This is a genomic window from Cupriavidus sp. FW216-B1, assembly GCF_058789195.1.
In genome coordinates this window covers 153,521-174,103 of sequence record NZ_JBYTEL010000007.1, presented here as the reverse complement: position 1 = coordinate 174,103, position 20,583 = coordinate 153,521, and the positions used below count along the sequence as shown (strand labels likewise).

The following is a 20,583-nucleotide window of genomic DNA, read 5'->3' as shown; positions in this document are numbered from 1 at the left end:
CATGCCGCAGGACGACGCGCGCGGCAGCGCGGTCGCGCTGGCCTACGAAGAAGGCCGCGACGGCAGCCCGCGCGTGGTGGCCAAGGGCTACGGCGAGATCGCCGACGCCATCATCGCGCGCGCCCGCGAGAGCGGCGTGTACGTGCACAACTCCCCCGCGCTGGTGACGCTGCTGATGCAGGTCGACCTGGACTCGCACATCCCGCCGCAGTTGTACGTGGCCGTGGCCGAGCTGCTGGCCTGGCTGTACCAGCTCGAAAAGGCCGCCGCCGGCGAAGGCGCGGCCGGCGCGAAGCCGGCCCGCGGCGCCTGAGCCGCGCGCCGGCGCCCGATCCGGCACACCCCGGCCGCGAGCGCCCCCGGCGCGCCGCCAGCCACCGCCACAGGCCATGAATTGGCCCCGTTTTGGCCTTGTATTCCCGCCTCTGAAGAAAACGCCGCCCTGATACGGTTGAGGGCGTCGGATATTGTCATTTCTCCTGTACGCGCGAGGCGTCGTGGGCGATCGGAATGCCAGCTCCGGCATGCCTGGAAATCCACTCACGATGAAACGACCCCAGCACGCTCCCACCTTGCCGCCGCCGATCGCCAGGGCCCAGACGCTCTATGAAGCGGGGAAGTTCCGCGAATCCCTGGCGCAGGCCGACAAGGCCGAGAAGCTGCTGGGCCGGCAGGCCGAGATCCGCTACTGGCAGGCCGCGGCCTACCTGGGGCTGCACGACACCATCCGCGCCGGCGAGGTCATCGACCAGGCGCTGCGGGAATTCCCCGAGCACACGCGCCTGATGGCGCTGGGCGGCGCCATCGCCATGCGCAACGGCGACCACGCGCGCGCGCGCGCCTGGCTGGAGCGCTGCATCGAGCTGGCCCCGGGCCAGATCCACGGCTGGATCAACTACGGCGCCCTGCTGGCGGAACTGCGCGAGTACGCCGGCGCGCGCGACGCCGCGCAGAAGGCCCTCGCGCTCGATCCGCACGAGCCGGTGGCCTACGCCAACTACGCCAGCGCGCTCAAGGAAACCGGCGAGATGGACGCCGCCATCGTGGCCCTGCGCCGCGCGGTGCAACTGTCGCCGCGCGACGCCGCGATCCGCGCCAACCTGCTGTTCGTGATGCTGTTCGACCAGGCCACCACCGCGCAGGACCTGCTGCGCGAGGCCAAGGCCTTCGGCCGCCAGCTCGCCCCCCTGCTGCGCCCTCAGCCGGCGCGGCCGCAGCGCCCCGGCGCGCCGATCCGCCTCGGCCTGCTGTCGAACGACCTGCTGCGCCATGCCTGCGCCTATTTCATCCTGCCGCTGCTGGCCAACCTCGACCGCAGCCGCGTGGAGGTGGTGGCGCTGTCGCTGAACCCGGTCAGCGACCACGTCACCGACAAGATCCGCCTGAACGCCAACCGCTTCGTGCCGCTCGCGGGCATGTCGCGCGAGCAGCTCATCGACACCGTGCGCGCCGAGCAGCTCGACGTGCTGATGGACCTCGGCGGCCATACCGGCAATTCGCCGCTGCAGCACATGGCGCACGGCCTGGCGCCGGTGCAGATGACCTGGCTGGGCTACCCCGGCAGCACCGGCATGGAGGCCATCCGCTACCGCATCAGCGACTGGACCTGCGACCCGGCCGGCTTCGAGTCGCACTACACCGAGACGCTGCTGCGCGCGCCGCAGGTCTCCTACGTGTACGCGCCGCTGGTGCAGGACCCGCTGTCGGTCTACTCGCCCAAGTACCGCGTGCGCGAGACGCCCGCGCTGCGCAACGGCTTCGTCACCTTCGGCTCGTGCAACAACCTCGGCAAGATCACCGCGCGCACGCTGGCCCTGTGGGCCGCGGTGCTGGCGCGCTGCCCCGGCAGCAGGCTGCTGCTGGAGCTGCGCGAGATCGACCAGGAATCGGTGCGCGCGCCGCTGCTCGCGCGCCTGGCGCAGGCCGGCATCGACCCGCAGCGCGTGACCTGCGTGCCGCGCGCCAGCGCCAACCAGTACCTGACCTACCACGACATCGACATCGTGCTGGACACCGCGCCGCTGACCGGCGGCACCACCACCTGCGACGCGCTGTGGATGGGCGTGCCGGTGGTCACGCTGGCCGGCAACGCCTACCACGCGCGCATCTCGGCCACGTTCCTCAAGGCGCTCGGCCTCGACGGGCTGATCTGCGCCGACAAGGACGCCTACGTCGACGCCGCCACCACGCTGGCCGGCGACGTCGACGGGCTCAACGCGCTGCGCCTGGGCATCCGCCAGCGCTTCGAGCAAAGCCCGGTGGCCGACGGCGCCGGCTTCGCGCGCTGGCTCGAGACCGAGCTGGCGGCGCTGGTCGACCCGCGGGGGCTGCGCGGTCCGGCGCCCGCCGCCCAGCACGACGGCATGTTCTTCGCCGGCGCCTGGCACGGCATGGGCGAGATCGTGGTGGCCATCGCCGGCCTGCTCGAGGCCGGGCGCTTCGGCGAGACCCGCAGCCTGCTGGAAAACCTGAGCGCCAAGTGGAGCAAGCACTGGCTGGTGCCCTACGTGCTGGCCGAGATGGAATACCGCGGCGGCAACAAGGAGGCCGCCATCGACCTGCTGATGGAAAGCGTCGGCCTGCGCGCCTACCACGTGCCGCTGTACCGCCTGCTGAGCGCGCGCATGGACGAATGCGGCTACGACAAGACCGTGCTGGCCGACTTCCTGCAGCAGCAGTTCGGCATGAGCCTGGACTATCTCGGGCAGCAGGCCGTGCCCACGGTGTTCGACGTGCTCGGCATCGAAGTCGTGCCGGCGCAGCCGTCCGCCACCACCACCGAACACGCGCCCGCCTGAGCCATGAAGAAAACCCTCGCCACCCCCAAGGCCAACCAGCACATCCAGAAGGCCGACGCGAGCTATTTCGCCGGCCGCTACCAGGAGGCGATCGAACATGCGGCCAAGGCCCGCAAGCTCGACCCCGGACTGCCGCAGCCCTACTATTGGCTGGCCTTCGCGCACCTGGCGCAGCACCATGACGAAGAGGCCTACCAGTGGATCGCCAAGGGGCTGGCGGTGGCGCCGGACAACCCCGACCTGATGACCATGCGCGGGCGCATCCTGAACAAGATGGGCCGCCTGCAGGAAGCGCGCGAGCAGCTCGAGACCTGCGTGGCGCGGCACCCGCAGTCGCTGGGCGGCTGGGCCAACTACGCCATCGTCCTGCGCGTGCTCGGCCTGCACGCGCAGGCCCTCGAGGCCTCGGTCAAGGCGCTGGCGCTGGCGCCGGACAACGCCTCCGTGCTGGCCAACTACGCCAACGACCTGCGGGACACCGGCAACGCCGAGGAAGCCGTCGGCATCCTGCGCAAGGCTGCCCGGATCGAGCCCGAGAACCGCAGCATCCGCACCAACCTGCTGTTCCTGATGCTGTTCCGCGAACAGACCACCGCCGCCGACCTGCTGGCCGAGGCGCAGGGCTTCGCCCGCCTGCTGGCCGCCAAGCCGATCCCCGGCGCGGCGCGCACGCCCGCGCCGGCGGCCGGCGGCCGCATCCGCCTGGGCATCCTGTCGAACGACCTGTACCGCCACGCCTGCGCCTACTTCCTGGTGCCGTTCCTGGCCAACCTGGACCGCGCGCGCTTCGAGGTCGTGCTGCTCGGCCTGCACGCGTACCGCGACCAGATCACGCACAAGCTCGAGATCTATTCGGACCGCTTCGTGCAACTGGCCAACAAGAGCGACGCCGACGTCGTGCAGGCCGTGCGCGACGAACACCTCGACGCGCTGATCGACCTCGGCGGCTACACCGGCACGCCGCCGCTGCAATACATGGTCCACGGCCTGGCGCCGGTGCAGGTCACCTGGCTCGGCTATCCGGGCAGCACCGGCATCCCGGCCATCCACCACCGCGTCACCGACTGGACCGGCGATCCGGCCGGCTTCGAGGCGCACTACACCGAGAACCTGCTGCGCGCGCCGGTGTTCGCCGCCTACCAGCCGCTGGTGCACAGCCCGCTGCTGGCCTACCAGCCGCAATACCAGGTGCGCGAGACGCCCGCGCTGCGCAACGGCTTCATCACCTTCGGCTCGTGCAACAACCTCGGCAAGATCACCGGCCGCACCCTGCGCCTGTGGAGCGCGGTGCTGGCGCGCGTGCCCGGCAGCCGCCTGCTGGTGGAAGCCGCCGAGCTGGACAAGGACAGCGTGCGCGAGCCGCTGCTCGCGCGCATGGCGCAGGCCGGCATCGATCCGCAGCGCGTGACCTGCATCCCGCGCGAGGGCAAGAACCAGTACCTGACCTACCACGACATCGACATCGCGCTGGACACCTCGCCCGTGACCGGCGGCACCACCACCTGCGACACGCTGTGGATGGGCGTGCCGCTGGTGACGCTGGCCGGCCCGGCGTTCCACACGCGGGTGTCGGCGCCGTTCCTGCACGCGGTGGGGCTCGACGGCCTGATCTGCGAGACCGAGGCGGACTACGTGACGATGGCCGCGCAGCTGGCCGCCGACGCCGAACAGCTCAACGCCCTGCGCCTGAGCCTGCGCCACCGCTTCGAGAAAAGCGCGATCTTCGACGCGGCCGGCTTCACGCGCTGGTTCGAGGACCAGCTCGCGGAGCTGGTCGGCCGGCACCGCGACGTCGGCCACCTGGCGCCGCGCGCGCAGGACGGCGTGTTCTGCGCCGGCGCCTGGCATCCGATGGAGCACCTCGTGCTGACCATCGGGATGCTGCTGGAAGAAGGCCGCCACATCGAGCTGAACAGCCTGCTGGAGAACATGTCGGCCAAGTGGAGCAAGCACTGGCTGATCGCCTTCGCGCTCGGCGAGATGGCGCAGCGCACCGGCGACCACGAGCGCGCGCTGGAGCTGCTGATGGAAGCCGTCAACCTGCGCCCGTACCACCTGCCGCTGTACCGGCTGCTCAGCGCCCGCATGGAAGCGGGCGGGCACGACAAGACACCGCTGGCCGAGATCCTGCGGCAGCAGTTCGGCCTGGACCTGGCGCTGATCGACAGCCAGGGCCGTCCTTCCACCCACGAGATCCTGGGCATCCAGGTGTTGGAGAAAGCCGCATGAAAGCCGTCATCCTGGCGGGCGGGCTGGGTACCCGCATTTCCGAAGAGTCGCACCTGCGGCCCAAGCCCATGATCGAGGTCGGCGGCAAGCCGATCCTGTGGCACATCATGAAGATGTACGCCGCGCACGGCATCAACGACTTCGTCATCTGCCTGGGCTACAAGGGCTACGTCATCAAGGAGTACTTCGCCAACTACTTCCTGCACATGTCGGACGTAACCTTCGACATGTCGGAAAACCGCATGGACGTGCACTGCCGCAAGGCCGAGCCGTGGCGCGTGACGCTGGTCGACACCGGCGAGGAATCGCAGACCGGCGGGCGCCTGCGCCGCGTGCGCGACTACCTCACGCCGGGCGAGCCGTTCTGCTTCACCTACGGCGACGGCGTGTCCGACATCGACCTCACCGCCGAGATCGCCTTCCACCGCAACCACGGCCGCTGGGCCACGGTGGCCGCGGTGCAGCCACCCGGGCGCTACGGCGCGCTGGAGCGCACCAGCGAGGGCATGGTGGCCGGCTTCGCCGAGAAGCCGCGCGGCGACGGCGCCTGGATCAACGGCGGCTTCTTCGTGCTGCAGCCCGAGGTGATCGACCTGATCTGCGACGACAAGACCAGCTGGGAACAAGGCCCGATGGAAGAGCTCGCCACGCGCGGGCACCTGCTGGCCTTCGAGCACCAGGGCTTCTGGCAGCCGATGGATACCCTGCGCGAGAAAAACATGCTCGAGCAGTTGTGGCAGTCGGGCGCGGCCCCGTGGAAGACGTGGTGAGCACGGCGGGCGCGATGAGCGCGATGAGCGCGATGAGCGCGACGAACCCGATGGCGGACAGGCTCGGCCACTACGCGGGCCGCCGCGTCTTCCTGACCGGGCACACCGGCTTCAAGGGCGCCTGGCTGGCGGTGTGGCTGGCGCGCCTGGGCGCGCGCGTGAGCGGCTACGCGCTGCCGCCGGAGCAGCCGGCCGGCCTGTTTACCGCCGCGGGCGTGGCCGACACGCTGCACGGCCACCACCTGGCCGACATCCGCGAGGCCGATACGCTGGCCCGCGCGCTGCGGGACGCGCAGCCGGAAATCGTGTTCCACCTCGCGGCGCAGCCGCTGGTCGGCGCCGGCTACCACGACCCGGTGGCCAACTGGGCCACCAACGTGATGGGCACCGTCAACCTGCTCGACGCCGTGCGCCAGTGCCCGGGCGTGCGCGCGGTGGTGGTGATCACCACCGACAAGTGCTACGACAACAAGGAGTGGGTCTGGGGCTACCGCGAGACCGACCCGCTCGGCGGCCACGACCCCTACAGCGCCAGCAAGGCCGCGGCCGAGCTGGTCGCCGCCAGCTACCGCAATGCCTTCCTGGCCGAGCGCGGCGTGCTGGTGGCCACCGCGCGCGCCGGCAACGTGATCGGCGGCGGCGACTGGGCGGACAACCGCCTGGTGCCCGACGCCGCGCGCGCGGCCGCCGCCGGCGGCGTGCTGGAGATCCGCAACCCGCACGCCACGCGCCCGTGGCAGCACGTGCTGGAGGCGCTGAACGGCTACCTGCTGCTGGGCGCGCGGCTGATGGGCGGCGAGCCGGCCCTCGCGCGGGCCTTCAACTTCGGCCCGCAGGCATCGGACAACCTGGCCGTGGGCGCGGTGCTGACCGCGCTCGAACGGCACTGGCCCGAACTGCGCTGGCAACTGGCCGACACCGGCGCCGGCGCGCCGCACGAAGCGCGCAACCTGCACCTGGACTCGTCCCTGGCCAGGGACATGCTCGGCTGGCAGCCGCGCTGGGCGCTCGACCAGGCGCTGGCCGCCACCGCCCACTGGTATCGCGCCGTGCAGGCGGACCCCGCCGCGGCCCGCGCCGTGACCGAACGACAAATCGATCAATTCCGCGTATGACAGACGCTGTCCAAGCCAACCACGCCGCCACGCAGGCGCCCTGCCGCGCCTGCGGCGCGCCGCTGGCGCAAACCGTGGTCGACCTCGGCCTCTCGCCGGTCTCCAACGCCTTCATCAAGGCCGGCGACGCGGCCCGCGCCGAGACCTTCTACCCGCTGCACGCGATGGTGTGCGAGCACTGCTGGCTGGTCCAGCTGCGCGACGCCACGCCGGCGGAAACCCATTTCCACGACGACTACGTGTATTTCTCCTCGTATTCGTCGTCCTGGCTCGAGCACGCGCGCCGCTACGTCGGCGCCATGACCGCGCGCTTCGGCCTTGGCGCCGGCAGCCGCGTGATGGAGCTGGCCAGCAACGACGGCTACCTGCTGCAGTATTTCGTGCAGGCCGGCGTGCCGTGCCTGGGCGTGGAGCCCACCGCCAACACCGCCGCCGCGGCGCGCGCCAGGGGCGTGGACAGCCGCGAGCTGTTCTTCGGCACGGCCAGCGCGCGCGCCCTGCGCGAGGAAGGCTGGCAGGTCGACCTGCTGCTGGGCAACAACGTGCTGGCGCACGTGCCGGACATCAACGACTTCGTCGGCGGCATGCCGGTGGTGCTCAAGCCGCAGGGCGTGATCACGCTGGAATTTCCGCACCTGCTGCGCCTGATCGAGCAGAACCAGTTCGACACGCTGTACCACGAGCACTACTCCTACCTGTCGCTGGCGGCGCTGCAGCCCGTCTTCGCCCGGGCCGGCCTGCGCGTGTTCGACGTCGAGCACCTGCCCACCCACGGCGGCAGCCTGCGCGTGTTCGCCTGCCACGCGGGCGCGGCCCACGCCGCCACGCCGGCGGTCGCCGCCGCGCTGGCCGAGGAGCACGCCGCCGGCCTGACCAGCACGGCGCTCTACGCGGGCTTCGCCGAGCGCGTGCGCAAGGCCAAGCGCGACCTGCTGTCCTTCCTGATCGAGGCGCGCAACGCCGGCAGGCGCATTGCCGCCTACGGCGCCGCGGCCAAGGGCAACACGCTGCTCAACTACTGCGGCGCGGGCACCGACTTCATCGACTACGTGGTGGACCGCAACCCCACCAAGCAGGGCCGCCTGCTGCCCGGCACGCGCATCCCGGTGGTGGCGCCCGAGCACGTCTTCGGCGACCGCCCCGACTACCTGCTGATCCTGCCGTGGAACATCAAGGACGAGGTGATGGCGCAGATGGCCGGCATCCGCGAGTGGGGCGGGCGCTTCGTGGTGGCCATCCCGGAAACCGCGGTGCTGCCATGACGGAGCTGCCATGATCTTCACGCCGACTCCCATCGAGGGCGCCTGGCTGGTGGACCCGGAGCCGCTCGCCGACGAGCGCGGCTTCTTCGCCCGCACCGTGTGCGTGGACGCCTTCGCCGAGCGCGGGCTCAACGGCCGCTTCGTGCAGCAGAGCGTGTCGCGCAACACGCGCGCGGGCATCGTGCGCGGCATGCACCTGCAATACGAGCCCGCCGGCGAGGACAAGCTGGTGCGCGTCACCACCGGCGCGGTGTTCGACGCGCTGCTGGACCTGCGGCCCTATTCGGCCAGCTACCGCCAGTGGTTCTCGGTGGAGCTGTCGGCGCACAACCAGCGCGCGCTCTACATCCCGCGCGGCGTGGCGCACGGCTTCCAGACCCTGACCGAGCTGTCCGAGGTCTTCTACCAGATGACCGTGCCGTTCGCGCCCGCGCACAGCGGCGGCGTGCGCTGGGACGACCCGGAGACCGGCATCGCCTGGCCGCCGTGCGCGTCCCGGCTCGTCTCCGCCAAGGACATGGCGCTGCCGCGCCTGGCGGCGGCCCGCGCGTACTGAACCCTCATCCATACCGCATTCAACCGGTCACCGACCAACAAGCCAAACTTCGGAGCCAATCCATGAGTACCGACACCTTGCAGAAACTGTCCCAAGCCCTGCGCGAAGTTGGCAACAGCGAGGCCGCGCGCGACCGGCTGGTCGCCCTGTGCAAGTCCATCGAGGCCGACCTGTCCGGCTACGCGGGCAGCGTGCGCGACGACATCACCGGCCCCATCGTCGACGCCATGTACGACGACGACTCGCGCCTGCGCAAGACGCTGGCCGACGGCACCGTGTTCGAATTCCTCTACCGCACCAAGATCGCGCGCGACTTCCTCATGAGCACGCCGGCGCAGCCCGACCACGTGTGGGAGCCGCAGACCACCAAGCTGCTGGTCAAGCTGTGCCAGCGCGGCGGCAACGCGGTGGTGGGCGGCGCCTACTTCGGCGACCAGGTGATCCTGATGGCCCGGCAGCTGGCCGCCGCCGGCGGCACCTGCCACGCCTTCGAGCCCAATGCCGACCAGCTCGGCATGCTGCGCAACAACGCGAAGCTTAACGCGGTGGAGAACATCAAGAGCTGGCGCCTGGGCCTGTGGTCCGACAGCAGCACGCAGCTGCGCCTGGTCGGCAACGACTCGTTCGCCCACGCCGAGCGCGCCGAGGCCAGCACCGCCACCGACGACAGCAGCTTCGCCACCATCACCATCGACGACTACTGCGCGCAGCAGAAGCTCGACAAGCTCAGCCTCATCATGCTGGACATCGAGGGCGCCGAGCTCGACGTGTTCAAGGGCGCGAAGAACCAGTTGTCGCGCCCGGCCCCGGACGCGCCCAACATCGTGTTCGAGGTGCACCGCCACTACGTGGACTGGAGCAACGGCCTGGAAAACGCCGAGATCATCCGCATGCTGCAAGGCTTCGGCTACAGCGTGTTCGCGGTGCGCGACTTCAACTCCAACGTGGACATGGCCGGCCGCCCGATCGAGCTGATCCCGGTCGACGAGGTCTACCTGGAAGGCCCGGCGCACGGCTTCAACATGGTCGCGGTCAAGGACCCGGCGCTGCTGCAGGGCGCGGACTTCTCGGTCTGCCACCACGTCAGCCCCAAGCTGCTGTGGCACCGCGACCCGGCGCTGCACCACCCGCTGTCGTGAGCGGCGTGGGCGACGACGCGAGCGATGACGTGAGCAACGACGTGAGCGCCTCCACACCCGGCGGCCCCGCCGCGCCGTGCACCGTGATCGGCGGAGCCGGCTTCGTCGGCCAGCGCCTGGTGCGCGCGCTGCGCCACGCCGGGCATGAAGTCTACGTGCCGCGCCGCGACGACGCCGGCCTGTTCGAGCGCGACCTCGGCCGCGTGTTCTACTGCGCGGGCCTGACCGCCGATTTCGCCGCGCGCCCGTTCGACACGGTGGAAGCCCACGTCGGCCTGCTGGCGGCGCTGCTGCGCGCGGGCCGCTGGGACCACCTGATCTACCTGTCCTCGACCCGCCTGTATGACAGTTCCGCGCTGCCGGTGGGCGACGAAGCCGGCGCGCTCACGCTGCAGCCGGCCAACCCGCGCCACCTCTACGACCTGTCCAAGGCGCTGGGCGAGAACCTGTGCCTCACGCTGGCGCCGCGGCGCACCGCCGTGGCGCGCCTGTCGTGCGTGTTCGACTGGTGCGCCGGCGCGCCGGGCTTCCTCTCGGAATGGCTGCAGCGCGCCGCCGCCGAGCGCGCGTTCCGCCTCGACAGCGACGCCGCCTTCGTGCGCGACTACATCCATCTCGACGACGTGGTCCAGGCGCTGGCCGCCATGTCCGCGCAGGGCGCGCAAGGCATCTTCAACGTGGCCAGCGGCGCCAACGTCTCCAACGGCGAACTGGCCGAAGTGTTCAACCGCGCCGGCTGGCAGATCGAGCTGGCCCGCGCCACCCGGCCCCAGCCGGCCGCGGTGTGCAGCGTGGCGCGTCTGCGCGCGCTGGGCGTGGCGCCGCGCGACGTGCGCGACGTAGTGGCCGCTCACCTGCAAGGAATCCGAACGTGGAACTGATCGACCAGACCCCGCAGAGCCTGGCGGCCTATACCTGCGCCCAGGTGGCCGCGCTGGTGCCGGACGGCAAGGCCGACGCCCTGCTGCCCGTGATCGCCCGCCACCAGCCCGAAGCGCTGGCCCGGCTCGAGCGCTGCATCGCCGCCGTGCGCATGTGGCAGCCCGGACGCTTCAACTACCTGCATTCGAGCCAGTACTGCCAGTATCTCTATTACCTGGCCAACACCATCTGGCGCAACGAAGGCAACGCGCAGGCCTGCACGCGGCTGTTCCTGCTGAACAAGGCGCTCAACGGCATCGACATGTTCTACGAGGTCGAGCTGCCGGAAGTCTTCTTCATCGGCCACTCGGTCGGCATCGTGCTGGCAAAGGCGACCTACGGCAATTATCTGGTGCTGTACCAGAACTCCACGGTCGGCAAGAACCACGGCGTGGCGCCGGTGATCGGCGACGGCGTGGTGATGTATCCCAACACCGCCATCATCGGCCGCAGCCACGTGGGCGACGGCTCGGTCATCGCCCAGGGCGTGAGCGTGGTCAACCGCGACACGCCCGGGCATTGCCTCGTGTATGCCGGGCACGGCGGCGATCTGGTGTGCAAGCCGGCCCGCGAGCCGGGCGCGGCGGAGTATTTCCGGATATAAGGCAAAGGCCGCGGCGCCGGGAAATCCGGCACGGCGGCATTCGCCAGCCCCCGCCCAAAAAACGCGAAAACCCCCGCCCGCGCCCGCGAACGGAGGTCTTCTTCCGGCAAACGAACCATCCAGGACCGGCGCCGCCGGCCCGGCGGCCGTTACACCGTCATGCTCATGATTTCCTGGTAGGCGCCGGCCAGCCGGTTGCGCACCTGCACGGCGGTCTGAAACGACACGTTGGCCTTCTGCATGTCGATCATCACGTCGTTGAGCGACACGCCGGGCTTGCCCAGCTCGAAGGCGTCGGCCTGGCCGTAGGCGTGTTCCTGCACGGCGCTGACGCGCGCCAGCGAGCGCTGCAGTTCGCTGGCGAAGCTGCCCGGGCCGGCGGCCGCGGCCGTGGTGGCCTGGCTTTGCGTGCCGGTGGCGCTCTGGGCCAGCCCGCGCAACTGCTGCAGCATGCCGTCGATGGAAGAGATGGTAGTCATGGCGATCCGCTCGGAACCCGCCGCGCCCGCTCGGGGCAAGCCGGTCCCGCAAAGAGTCAAGTCGTTGAACATGGCGCCGGACCCTCCCCGCGCCGCTGCCGGCAAATCCGCCGGGGTGCGCGCGCATGCCGCAAGACCGCATCCGCGCACGCCACCTGTGCCAGCCCCCGAAGCGTACCTGCCCCGCCGGGCGGCCCATTGCGGGAAATCGGGTGGAAAACGAGGCTTATTCCCGTGATTGTCGGCACCGCGCCTGGACGATGATCGATACCGTGCCGGATCTGGGGCGCTGCCGCGTTGCCGCGCCCGCTCCGGGACCCGAATCTTGATCAACTATCGCGGGGAGTACGCGTGTTTTGTCAGCAGCGTGATCTTAGCCATGCCGTAGCCGGGATGCTCCAGGCCAGCCGGGGTGGACAGGGCAGCCAGAGCGCCGCCCGCCATCCGGCCCTGCCCATCCTGGCCATGACCGGGGCGCGCGCATGAACGCCGTGGCCGCCCTGTCGGGCAAATCCGAGCTGTTCGAGCGCCTCAAGGCCAATCCGCGCCTGCCCATGATGCTGGGTGCCGCGGCGCTTGCCGCGGCCATCGCGGTGGGCGTGCTGTGGTCGCGCGCGCCGGACTACAAGGTGCTCTACAGCAACCTGTCCGAGCGCGACGGCGGTGCCGTCATCGCCTCCCTGCAGCAGATGAACGTGCCGTACAAGTTCGCCGAGGGCGGCGGTGCGGTCATGGTGCCGTCCGACAAGGTCCACGAGACCCGCCTGCGCCTGGCTTCCCAGGGCCTGCCCAAGAGCGGCACCACCGGCATGGAGCTGATGGACTCGCAGAAGTTCGGCATCAGTCAGTTCGCCGAGCAGGTCAACTACCAGCGCGGCCTGGAAGGCGAGCTGGCGCGCTCGATCGAGTCGATCGGCGCGGTGCAGTCCGCGCGCGTGCACCTGGCCATCCCCAAGCCCACGCTGTTCGTGCGCGAGCGCCAGAAGCCGACCGCCTCGGTGGTGCTGCAGCTCTACCCGGGCCGCGCCATCGACGACGGCCAGGTCGCGGCGATCAGCTACCTGGTGTCGTCCAGCGTGCCGGAACTCACGCCCAAGTCGATCTCCATCGTCGACCAGCACGGCAACCTGCTGTCGGGCAACGGCACCAACGAGCGCATGCTCGACGCCAGCCAGATCAAGTACGTGCAGGCGCTGGAGCGCAACTACGCGCAGCGCGTGGAAGCCATCCTGGCGCCGCTGGTCGGCCAGGACAACGTCAAGGCGCAGGTCACGGCCGACGTGGACTTCGCCATCGTCGAGCACACCGACGAGTCGTTCAAGCCCAACCAGGACCCGACCCGCGCGGCCATCCGCAGCCAGCAGTCGAGCGAATCGAGCCAGCAGGGCGCCGCGCCCGTCGGCGGCGTGCCCGGCGCGCTGTCCAACCAGCCGCCCGCGCCCGCCACCGCGCCGATCGCCACGGCCCAGCCGCCGCGCCCCGGCCAGCCCAACCAGCCGGGCCAGCAGCCCGGCCAGCAGGGCCAGGCCGGGCAGCCGGCTCAGACCGGCGCCACCAGCACGGCCCAGACCGGCCCGAGCAGCAACCGCAAGGACTCCACCACCAACTACGAGCTCGACCGCACCGTGCGCCACGTGCAGCAGGCCCCGGGCGGCGTGAAGCGCCTGTCGGTGGCGGTGGTGGTCAACTACCGCCAGAAGGCCGGCGCCAACGGCAAGATGGTGGCCGAGGCGCTGCCCGCCACGCAGCTCACCCAGATCGAGAACCTGACCAAGGAAGCGATGGGCTTCTCCGCCGAGCGCGGCGACTCGCTCAACGTGGTCAACAGCCCGTTCACCGCCGAGGTCGACATCAAGCCCGAACTGCCGCTGTGGAAGCAGCCGGACATGATCGCGCTGGCCAAGACCGTGGCCGGCTACCTGATGCTGGCCCTGCTGGCCGCGTTCGTGTGGTTCAAGATCGCCCGCCCGGTGCTGCGCAAGTACACCGCGCCGCCGCTGCCGCCGCCACAGGAGAAGACCGCCGAAGAGCAGGCCGTGCTGCTGCCCGCCGAAGAGCCGTCCAATCCGGAAGTCCTGCGGCTTGCCGCCAAATACGAAAGCGATCTCGCCCTGGTGCGCGACGCTGCGCAGCGCGACCCGCGCCTGGTCGCCAGCGTGATCAAGAACTGGATGTCCAAAGATGAACGATGAAGGGTTGCAGAAGAGCGCCATCCTGATGATGTCGCTCGGGGAAGACGCCGCGGCCGAGGTCTTCAAGCATCTCGGACCGCCGCAGGTGCAGGCCCTGGGCCAGGCGATGGCGGCGCTCACCTCGGTGACGCGCGAGCAGATGGCCGAGGTGCTGGCCGAGTTCCGCTCCGAGACCGAGCAGTACATGGCGCTGGACGTGGACTCGAGCACCTTCATCCGCAGCGTGCTGAACAAGGCGCTGGGCGAGGAACGCGCGCTGTCGGTGATCGAGGACATCCTGGAATCGCGCGACCCGGGCAGCGGCATCGACTCGCTGAACTGGATGGATTCCACCTCGGTGGCCGAGCTGATCCGCGACGAGCATCCGCAGATCATCGCCACCATCCTGATCCACCTGGACCGCCAGAAGTCGTCCGAGATCCTCGGCATGTTCACGGACCGCCTGCGCAACGACGTGATCCTGCGCATCGCCACCTTCGGCGGCGTGCAGCCGGGCGCGCTGCAGGAGCTGACCGACGTGCTGACCAAGCTGCTGGCGGGCCAGAGCCTCAAGCGCAGCCGCATGGGCGGCGTGCGCACCGCGGCCGAGATCATCAACCTGATGAGCACGGCCCACGAGGAAGCGGTCATCGAAGGCGTGCGCCTGCACGACGGCGACCTCGCCCAGAAGATCATCGACGAGATGTTCCTGTTCGAGAACCTGATGGAAGTGGACGACCGCGGCATCCAGCGCGTGCTCAAGGAAGTGGCCACCGAATCGCTCATCGTCGCGCTCAAGGGCGCGCCGGTGGAACTGCGCGACAAGTTCATCCGCAACATGTCTACCCGCGCCGGCGAAATGCTGCGCGAAGACCTCGAGGCGCTGGGCCCGGTACGGGTCTCGCAGGTCGAGGCCGAACAGAAGAACATCCTCCAGGTGGTGCGCCGCCTGGCCGAAGCCGGCGAAGTTGTAATCGGTGGTGGCGACGATGCCTACGTCTGAACGTGCCCTCGGCCAGTTCCGCGGTTATGCCGCGGACCCGGCCTACACGAATGCCCGCGGCGACCGCCAGGGCAGCAACAGCGGCGGCGGCGACGGCGGCGATGGCCGCCGCGCGGGCGGCCGCGGCGGCCCGCGCCAGAATGGCCAGGGCAATCAAGGCAACCAGGGCGGCCAGAACGAATTCACCAGCTTCGCCCCGCCGGGCGGCCGCACCCCGCAGAAAAGCGGCTGGCAGCGCTGGCAGATGGTGTCGCTCGACCCGCGCGACGCCGAGCCGGAGCCGTCGGCGTTCATGCCGTTCGAGCCGGCCCCGCCCCCGATCGACTTCGCCGCGCTCGACGCCATGCGCGAAGGCGCGCGCAAGGAGGGCTACGCCCAGGGTTATACCCAGGGCCAGACCCAGGGCTACGGCGACGGCCACCGCGAGGGTTATGCGCGCGGCCTGGAAAGCGCGCGCGCCGAAGCCGGCCGCCTGCAGGAGCTGGCCGCCACCTTCAGCCACGCGCTCGGCCGCGTGGACGAGGAAGTGGCCCAGACCCTGATCGCGCTGGCGCTCGACGTGGCGCGCCAGCTGGTGCAGCAGACCGTGGCGGCCGATCCCGCGGTGCTGCTGCCGGCCGTGCGCGAGCTGCTGGCCGCCGAGCCGGCGCTGTCCGGCTCGCCCTGCCTGCTGCTCAACCCCGAAGACGTGGCGCTGGTGGAAACCCACCTGGCCGGCGAGCTCGAAGCCGCCGGCTGGAACGTGCGCGCCGAACCCGCGGTGGCGCGGGGCGGCTGCGTGGCCAGCGCCGCCAGCGGCGAACTCGACGCCACGCTGTCCACGCGCTGGAACCGCGTGGTCAAGGCGCTCGGCCGCGACGACCCGTGGGAGCCGCCCCATGCCTGACAACAGCGCGGCCAAGCCCGACCACGCCGCGCCGGCGCCTGCCGCGCCCGCGCTGCCCGGCCTGCACGGCCAGCGCTGGCGCGACGCGCTGGCCAGCGCCTCGGCCGGCCTCGCCGAGCTCGACAGCAAGCGCAGCTGCGGCCGCCTGACGCGCGCCGCCGGCCTGGTGCTGGAGGCCGTGGGCCTGCGCATGCCGGTCGGCAGCGACTGCCTGATCGAGCTGCCCGGCGGCCAGTCGCCCGGCGGCAAGGGCACCGGCCCGCGCATGGCCGAGGCCGAAGTGGTCGGCTTCGGCGCCGACCGCCTGTACCTGATGCCGCAGTCCGACGTGGTCGGCCTGGTGCCCGGCGCGCGCGTGTACCCGCTCGAACCCACGCCGCGCCCCAGCGGCGACGCCGCCCCGCGCGAGCCCGGCTCCAAGCGCCTGCCGGTCGGCGAAGGGCTGCTCGGCCGCGTGCTCGACGCCGCCGGCCGCCCGCTCGACGGGCTCGGCCCCATCAGCGCCGCCACCGAGGTCACGCTCGGCGGCACCCAGATCAACCCGCTCGAGCGCGCGCCGATCGAGACCGTGCTGGACGTGGGCGTGCGCGCTATCAACGGCATGCTCACGGTCGGCCGCGGCCAGCGCATGGGCCTGTTCGCCGGCTCCGGCGTGGGCAAGAGCGTGTTGCTGGGCATGATGGCGCGCTACACCAGCGCCGAGGTCATCGTGGTCGGCCTGATCGGCGAGCGCGGCCGCGAAGTGAAGGACTTCATCGAGAACATCCTCGGCGAGGACGGCCGCCGGCGCTCGGTGGTGGTGGCGGCGCCCGCCGACACCTCGCCGCTGCTGCGCATGCAGGGCGCCGCCTACGCCACGCGCCTGGCCGAGTATTTCCGCGACCAGGGCCGCCACGTGCTGCTCATCATGGACTCGCTCACGCGCTACGCGATGGCCCAGCGCGAGATCGCCCTGGCCATCGGCGAGCCGCCCGCCACCAAGGGCTATCCGCCCTCGGTGTTCGCCAAGCTGCCCACGCTGGTGGAGCGCACCGGCAACGGCCCCGAAGGCGGCGGCTCGATCACCGCGTTCTACACGGTGCTGACCGAGGGCGACGACCAGCAGGACCCGATCGCCGACTCCGCGCGCGCCATTCTCGACGGCCACATCGTGCTCTCGCGCAGCCTGGCCGAGTCGGGCCACTATCCGGCCATCGACGTGGAAGCCTCCATCAGCCGCGCCATGACGGCGCTGGTCGAGCCGATGCAGTTCGCCTCGGTGCGGCGCTTCAAGCAGCTGATGTCGCGCTACCAGCGCAACCGCGACCTGATCAGCGTGGGCGCCTACGTGCCCGGCAACGATCCGGAACTGGACCTCGCCATCCACCTGCACCCGCAGATGGAAGCGTTCCTCCAGCAGGACATCCACGAGCGCGCCGGCTACGACGCCTCGATCGGCCAGCTGCACGGCATCTTCCAACGGAGCGAACATGGCTAAGCCATCTGCATTGAATACCTTGGCCGACCTGGCCCAGAACGATACGGATGCGGCCGCGCGCGAGCTGGGCCGGCTGCAGGGCCTGCGCAACCAGGCCGAGCAGCAGCTTGCCGCGCTCACCCAGTACCGGCAGGAATACCGCGAGCGCATGCAGGCCATCGCGCAGGACGGCATGACCTCCACGCGCTGGCAGGACTTCGCCCAGTTCCTGGCCTCGCTCGACACCGCCATCCGCCAGCAGACCGAGGCGCTCGCGCGCGCCGAGGCGCAGCTGCTGGCCGGGCGCGCCAACTGGCAGCAGCAGAAGCGCCGCCAGAACTCGTTCGACACCCTCATCACCCGCGCCGAGACGCGCGAGCAGCAAGCTCTCTCGCGCCGCGAGCAGCGCGACACCGACGAATACGCCGCGCGCGCCGCCCGCCTGCAAGTCGCCGACCGCCACCGCTAAGCCGCCAGACACCGACCATGATCGATATCACCCAGATTGTCAGCAACACCGCCAGCAGCGCGGCCGCCTCGCGCAGCGCCGGCAGCACCGACGCCGCGCAGCAGGGCTTCGGCGACGCGCTGGCGCGCGCTCGCGACGACGGCGCCGGCAATGCCAATGGCGCCAATGGCACCAGGAACGCCGGCAGCCAGGCCGCCGCCCCGGCACAGGACACGCAGAACACGCAGAACGCCCAGAACGGCAACGCCGCGCAGAACAGCGCCGCCCAGGGCACGCAAGGCAATACGGTGGCCGGCAAGCCCGCGCGGCCGGGCGGCAAGGACGGCGCCAGGAACGGCGGCAAGGATGGCGACAAGGACGGCGAAGCGGCCGACGCGCAGGCCGTGAACCCGGCTGCCCAGGCCGCCGCCGCCGCGCTGGCCGTGTTGCTGCCGGCGCAACCGGCCCAGCCCGCCGCGCCGGCCACGGCCGGCGATGGCGCCCTGCCCGGCGTGGCCGCGGCCGCCCTCGGCGGGCAGGCCGGCCTGCCCGGCCTGAAGGACCCCACGCTGCCATCGGCCGCCGCCGCCGGCACTGCCGCGGCCGACGCCGCGGCGGCGGCCTCGAGCGCCGCCGACACGCTGGCCACCATCGCGTCCCAGCGCGCCGCGCTGCAGCCCGTGCCGCAGCACACCGCCGCCACACAGGCCGCCGACCGGCCCGCCACCGCCGCCACGGCCGATGCCGCCAAGGCCGGCCCCGACCTGGCCGCCAGCCTCAAGACCGCCATCGCCGGCCAGCAAGGCGGCGGCGCCAGTGGCGGCGGCCAGTCCGCCGGCCAGCAGGGCACGGCCGGCCAGCAGCACAAGGCGCCGCTCCAGCCTGGCGAAGCCACCGGCGCCAGGAGCCCGCTGGCGCCCGCCGCCGACACCGCCGCGGCCGCCGCCCCGACCAGCGCGTCGCAGTTCGCCGCCGCCCTGCGCGCGGCCGAGCCCGCCGCCACCGAGGCGGCTCCCGCCGACACGGCGGCCAGCACCCTGGCCGCCGCCGGCACGATGGCCGCCGGCCCCGCGCCGACCAGCAGCGGCCTGTCGCCCGCGACCTCGCTGCCGGTGGCGCCGCCGGTCGGCGACGGCCAGTGGCCGCAGGCGCTCAGCCAGCAGATGGTGCGCCTGTCGACACAGGGCAACCACACCGCCGAGCTGCAGCTCAACCCGCCCGACCTCGGCCCGCTCAAGGTCGTGCTCAGCGTGGTCAACGACCAGGCGCAGGCGCAGTTCGTCTCCCCGCACGCCGCCGTGCGCGCGGCGGTGGAAGCCGCGCTGCCGCACCTGCGCAGCGCGATGGCCGACAGCGGCATCCAGCTCGGCCAGGCCTCGGTCGGCGCCGACAGCTTTGCCGGCCAGCCCGGCAGCGGCCAGCCGCAGCAGCAGCGCCAGCCCGGCAGCCAGCAGACCGCCTTCGGCGCGCCGGCGGGCAGCCAGCCGGCCCCGGCCGGCGCCGTTGCCGCGCCCGCGCGCACCCTGGCCCGCGGCGAGGTCGACACCTTCGCGTGATCCCGGCCGCGCACGGCGGGCCGGCGCGCACCAGCGCCCCGCCCGCCGGCGGCCATCGCGGACCACGCGCGCCGTCGCGCGCCAGCGCGAGCCAGCGCGCGCGATCGCGCCTACCATGTGGTTTGAGCGCAGGCCCGCCGCCTGCGTCCCCGGCCACCATGACCTTCGATCTCTTCGATTCCCTGCCGCAGCTGGACCCGCCCCACGCCGAGCCGATCGTGCCCGGCGCGACCGTCCTGCGCGGCTTTGCCCGCGCCCATGAGCAGGCGCTGCTCGCCGCCGTGCGCGAGGTCGCCGCGCGGGCGCCGTGGCGCCACCTGATCACGCCGGGCGGGCAGCGCATGTCGGTGGCGATGACCAACTGCGGCCGGTTCGGCTGGGTCTCCGACGCCAGCGGCTACCGCTACGAGCCGGCGGACCCGCTCGGCGGCGCGCCGTGGCCGCCGATGCCCGCCAGCTTCCTGGCGCTGGCGCGCGCGGCCGCCGCCGAGGCCGGTTTCGCGGGGTTCAGCCCGGACGCCTGCCTGCTCAACCGCTACCTGCCCGGCACGCGCCTGTCCCTGCACCAGGACCGCGACGAACTCGACCTGCGCGCGCCCATCGTCTCGGTCTCGCTGGGCCTGCCCGCGGTCTTCCTGTTCGGCGGCCTGCGGCGCGCCGACCCGTGCCAGCGCGTGCGCCTGGCCCACGGCGACGTGGTGGTGTGGGGCGGCCCGGCGCGGCTGGCCTTCCACGGCATCGCGCCGCTGGCCGACGGCGACCACCCGCTGACCGGGCGCGAGCGCATCAACCTGACGTTGCGCAAGACACGCTAGCCGACGCCGCCGCCATTGCCGAAAACGCGCGACTGCGCGTATGCTGCTCGCGCCGCCGGCATCTCCCGGCAGCGGCATCTCCCGACAGCGCTCCCGACCCTCCCGACAGGACATCCGAATTGCCCCGCATCTGCCTGAACATGATCGTGAAGAACGAGGCGCCCGTGATCGCGCGCTGCCTCGCGTCGGTCAAGCCGTGGATCGACCGCTGGGCGATCGTCGACACCGGCTCCACCGACGGCACCCAGGCGCTGGTGCGCGCGTGCATGGACGGCCTGCCCGGCGAACTGCACGAGCGGCCGTGGGTGGACTTTGCCCACAACCGCAACGAAGCGCTGGCGCAGGGCCCGGGCCCCCCCCCCCCCCCCCCCCCCC

19 protein-coding genes are annotated in these 20,583 nt (G+C 71.7%); 18 read left to right on the top strand and 1 reads right to left on the bottom strand.

Features of this window, described 5'->3' with window-relative positions:
* Position 1: 1 nt before the first annotated feature.
* From AC3WXD_RS17285 to AC3WXD_RS17240, 10 genes are all read left to right on the top strand, one after another.
* A complete protein-coding gene (locus AC3WXD_RS17285) occupies positions 2–313 on the top strand; it encodes an EscU/YscU/HrcU family type III secretion system export apparatus switch protein (protein WP_059412393.1) in 312 nt (103 codons plus the stop codon).
* A 232-nt stretch (positions 314–545) separates the two neighbouring features.
* Entirely contained in the window at positions 546–2,798 is a 2,253-nt protein-coding gene (locus AC3WXD_RS17280) for an O-linked N-acetylglucosamine transferase, SPINDLY family protein (protein WP_492324266.1), read from the top strand.
* A 3-nt stretch (positions 2,799–2,801) separates the two neighbouring features.
* Positions 2,802–5,027 (top strand): O-linked N-acetylglucosamine transferase, SPINDLY family protein, encoded by a 2,226-nt coding sequence (locus tag AC3WXD_RS17275; RefSeq protein ID WP_492324265.1) that lies wholly within the window; start codon positions 2,802–2,804, stop codon positions 5,025–5,027.
* Entirely contained in the window at positions 5,024–5,797 is a 774-nt protein-coding gene (rfbF, locus tag AC3WXD_RS17270) for a glucose-1-phosphate cytidylyltransferase (protein ID WP_492324264.1), read from the top strand. The genes AC3WXD_RS17275 and rfbF overlap by 4 nt, the downstream gene beginning before the upstream one ends.
* Before the next feature lie 50 nt (positions 5,798–5,847).
* Positions 5,848–6,912, top strand: a complete 1,065-nt coding sequence (gene rfbG / locus AC3WXD_RS17265) for a CDP-glucose 4,6-dehydratase (protein WP_492324336.1) — start codon at positions 5,848–5,850, stop codon at positions 6,910–6,912.
* On the top strand, positions 6,909–8,174 hold the full coding sequence (locus AC3WXD_RS17260) for a class I SAM-dependent methyltransferase (RefSeq protein WP_059412389.1): 1,266 nt from the start codon (positions 6,909–6,911) through the stop codon (positions 8,172–8,174). The genes rfbG and AC3WXD_RS17260 overlap by 4 nt, the downstream gene beginning before the upstream one ends.
* Positions 8,175–8,184: 10 nt before the next feature.
* Complete coding sequence (gene rfbC / locus AC3WXD_RS17255) at positions 8,185–8,730, top strand: dTDP-4-dehydrorhamnose 3,5-epimerase (RefSeq protein ID WP_059412388.1); 546 nt, start codon at positions 8,185–8,187, stop codon at positions 8,728–8,730.
* 62 nt (positions 8,731–8,792) lie between these two features.
* A complete protein-coding gene (locus AC3WXD_RS17250; protein ID WP_492324263.1) occupies positions 8,793–9,869 on the top strand; it encodes an FkbM family methyltransferase in 1,077 nt (358 codons plus the stop codon).
* A 29-nt stretch (positions 9,870–9,898) separates the two neighbouring features.
* Positions 9,899–10,750 carry an NAD-dependent epimerase/dehydratase family protein gene (locus AC3WXD_RS17245; protein WP_492324262.1) on the top strand — a complete coding sequence of 284 codons (852 nt, stop codon included), beginning with the start codon at positions 9,899–9,901 and terminating at the stop codon, positions 10,748–10,750.
* The gene (locus tag AC3WXD_RS17240; protein ID WP_059412385.1) at positions 10,741–11,394 is read left to right on the top strand and encodes an LbetaH domain-containing protein; all 654 of its coding nucleotides are present in this window, start codon (positions 10,741–10,743) and stop codon (positions 11,392–11,394) included. The genes AC3WXD_RS17245 and AC3WXD_RS17240 overlap by 10 nt, the downstream gene beginning before the upstream one ends.
* Positions 11,395–11,543: 149 nt before the next feature.
* On the opposite strand, the gene fliE is transcribed toward AC3WXD_RS17240, so the two are convergent.
* Positions 11,544–11,873 (bottom strand): flagellar hook-basal body complex protein FliE, encoded by a 330-nt coding sequence (gene fliE, locus AC3WXD_RS17235; RefSeq protein WP_020205884.1) that lies wholly within the window; start codon positions 11,871–11,873, stop codon positions 11,544–11,546.
* A gap of 482 nt (positions 11,874–12,355) precedes the next feature.
* On the opposite strand from fliE, the gene fliF reads away from it, so the two are divergent.
* From fliF to AC3WXD_RS17195, 8 genes are all read left to right on the top strand, one after another.
* Complete coding sequence (gene fliF, locus AC3WXD_RS17230; RefSeq protein WP_020205883.1) at positions 12,356–14,065, top strand: flagellar basal-body MS-ring/collar protein FliF; 1,710 nt, start codon at positions 12,356–12,358, stop codon at positions 14,063–14,065.
* Complete coding sequence (gene fliG / locus AC3WXD_RS17225) at positions 14,055–15,047, top strand: flagellar motor switch protein FliG (protein ID WP_029044219.1); 993 nt, start codon at positions 14,055–14,057, stop codon at positions 15,045–15,047. Before fliF ends, fliG begins: the two co-directional genes overlap by 11 nt.
* A complete protein-coding gene (gene fliH, locus AC3WXD_RS17220; protein ID WP_492324261.1) occupies positions 15,034–15,933 on the top strand; it encodes a flagellar assembly protein FliH in 900 nt (299 codons plus the stop codon). The genes fliG and fliH overlap by 14 nt, the downstream gene beginning before the upstream one ends.
* The gene (gene fliI / locus AC3WXD_RS17215; protein WP_020205880.1) at positions 15,926–17,410 is read left to right on the top strand and encodes a flagellar protein export ATPase FliI; all 1,485 of its coding nucleotides are present in this window, start codon (positions 15,926–15,928) and stop codon (positions 17,408–17,410) included. The genes fliH and fliI overlap by 8 nt, the downstream gene beginning before the upstream one ends.
* A complete protein-coding gene (gene fliJ / locus AC3WXD_RS17210; protein ID WP_029044218.1) occupies positions 17,403–17,858 on the top strand; it encodes a flagellar export protein FliJ in 456 nt (151 codons plus the stop codon). The genes fliI and fliJ overlap by 8 nt, the downstream gene beginning before the upstream one ends.
* A 17-nt stretch (positions 17,859–17,875) precedes the next feature.
* Entirely contained in the window at positions 17,876–19,393 is a 1,518-nt protein-coding gene (locus AC3WXD_RS17205; RefSeq protein ID WP_492324260.1) for a flagellar hook-length control protein FliK, read from the top strand.
* Positions 19,394–19,551: 158 nt separating this feature from the next.
* On the top strand, positions 19,552–20,208 hold the full coding sequence (gene alkB, locus AC3WXD_RS17200; RefSeq protein WP_492324259.1) for a DNA oxidative demethylase AlkB: 657 nt from the start codon (positions 19,552–19,554) through the stop codon (positions 20,206–20,208).
* A gap of 119 nt (positions 20,209–20,327) precedes the next feature.
* Positions 20,328–20,583 (top strand): glycosyltransferase (locus tag AC3WXD_RS17195; protein ID WP_492324258.1); only part of this gene is annotated, 256 nt, incomplete at its 3' end.

Coding starts and splice junctions, on each gene's coding strand:
- AC3WXD_RS17260 (WP_059412389.1), top strand. CDS start 6,909: ATGACAGACGCTGTCCAAGCCAACCACGCCGCCACGCAGGCGCCCTGC.
- fliG (WP_029044219.1), top strand. CDS start 14,055: ATGAACGATGAAGGGTTGCAGAAGAGCGCCATCCTGATGATGTCGCTC.
- AC3WXD_RS17205 (WP_492324260.1), top strand. CDS start 17,876: ATGATCGATATCACCCAGATTGTCAGCAACACCGCCAGCAGCGCGGCC.
- AC3WXD_RS17285 (WP_059412393.1), top strand. CDS start 2: ATGCCGCAGGACGACGCGCGCGGCAGCGCGGTCGCGCTGGCCTACGAA.
- rfbC (WP_059412388.1), top strand. CDS start 8,185: ATGATCTTCACGCCGACTCCCATCGAGGGCGCCTGGCTGGTGGACCCG.
- AC3WXD_RS17250 (WP_492324263.1), top strand. CDS start 8,793: ATGAGTACCGACACCTTGCAGAAACTGTCCCAAGCCCTGCGCGAAGTT.
- AC3WXD_RS17275 (WP_492324265.1), top strand. CDS start 2,802: ATGAAGAAAACCCTCGCCACCCCCAAGGCCAACCAGCACATCCAGAAG.
- fliH (WP_492324261.1), top strand. CDS start 15,034: ATGCCTACGTCTGAACGTGCCCTCGGCCAGTTCCGCGGTTATGCCGCG.
- AC3WXD_RS17280 (WP_492324266.1), top strand. CDS start 546: ATGAAACGACCCCAGCACGCTCCCACCTTGCCGCCGCCGATCGCCAGG.
- rfbG (WP_492324336.1), top strand. CDS start 5,848: ATGGCGGACAGGCTCGGCCACTACGCGGGCCGCCGCGTCTTCCTGACC.
- fliJ (WP_029044218.1), top strand. CDS start 17,403: ATGGCTAAGCCATCTGCATTGAATACCTTGGCCGACCTGGCCCAGAAC.
- fliI (WP_020205880.1), top strand. CDS start 15,926: ATGCCTGACAACAGCGCGGCCAAGCCCGACCACGCCGCGCCGGCGCCT.
- fliF (WP_020205883.1), top strand. CDS start 12,356: ATGAACGCCGTGGCCGCCCTGTCGGGCAAATCCGAGCTGTTCGAGCGC.
- fliE (WP_020205884.1), bottom strand. CDS start 11,873: ATGACTACCATCTCTTCCATCGACGGCATGCTGCAGCAGTTGCGCGGG.
- rfbF (WP_492324264.1), top strand. CDS start 5,024: ATGAAAGCCGTCATCCTGGCGGGCGGGCTGGGTACCCGCATTTCCGAA.
- alkB (WP_492324259.1), top strand. CDS start 19,552: ATGACCTTCGATCTCTTCGATTCCCTGCCGCAGCTGGACCCGCCCCAC.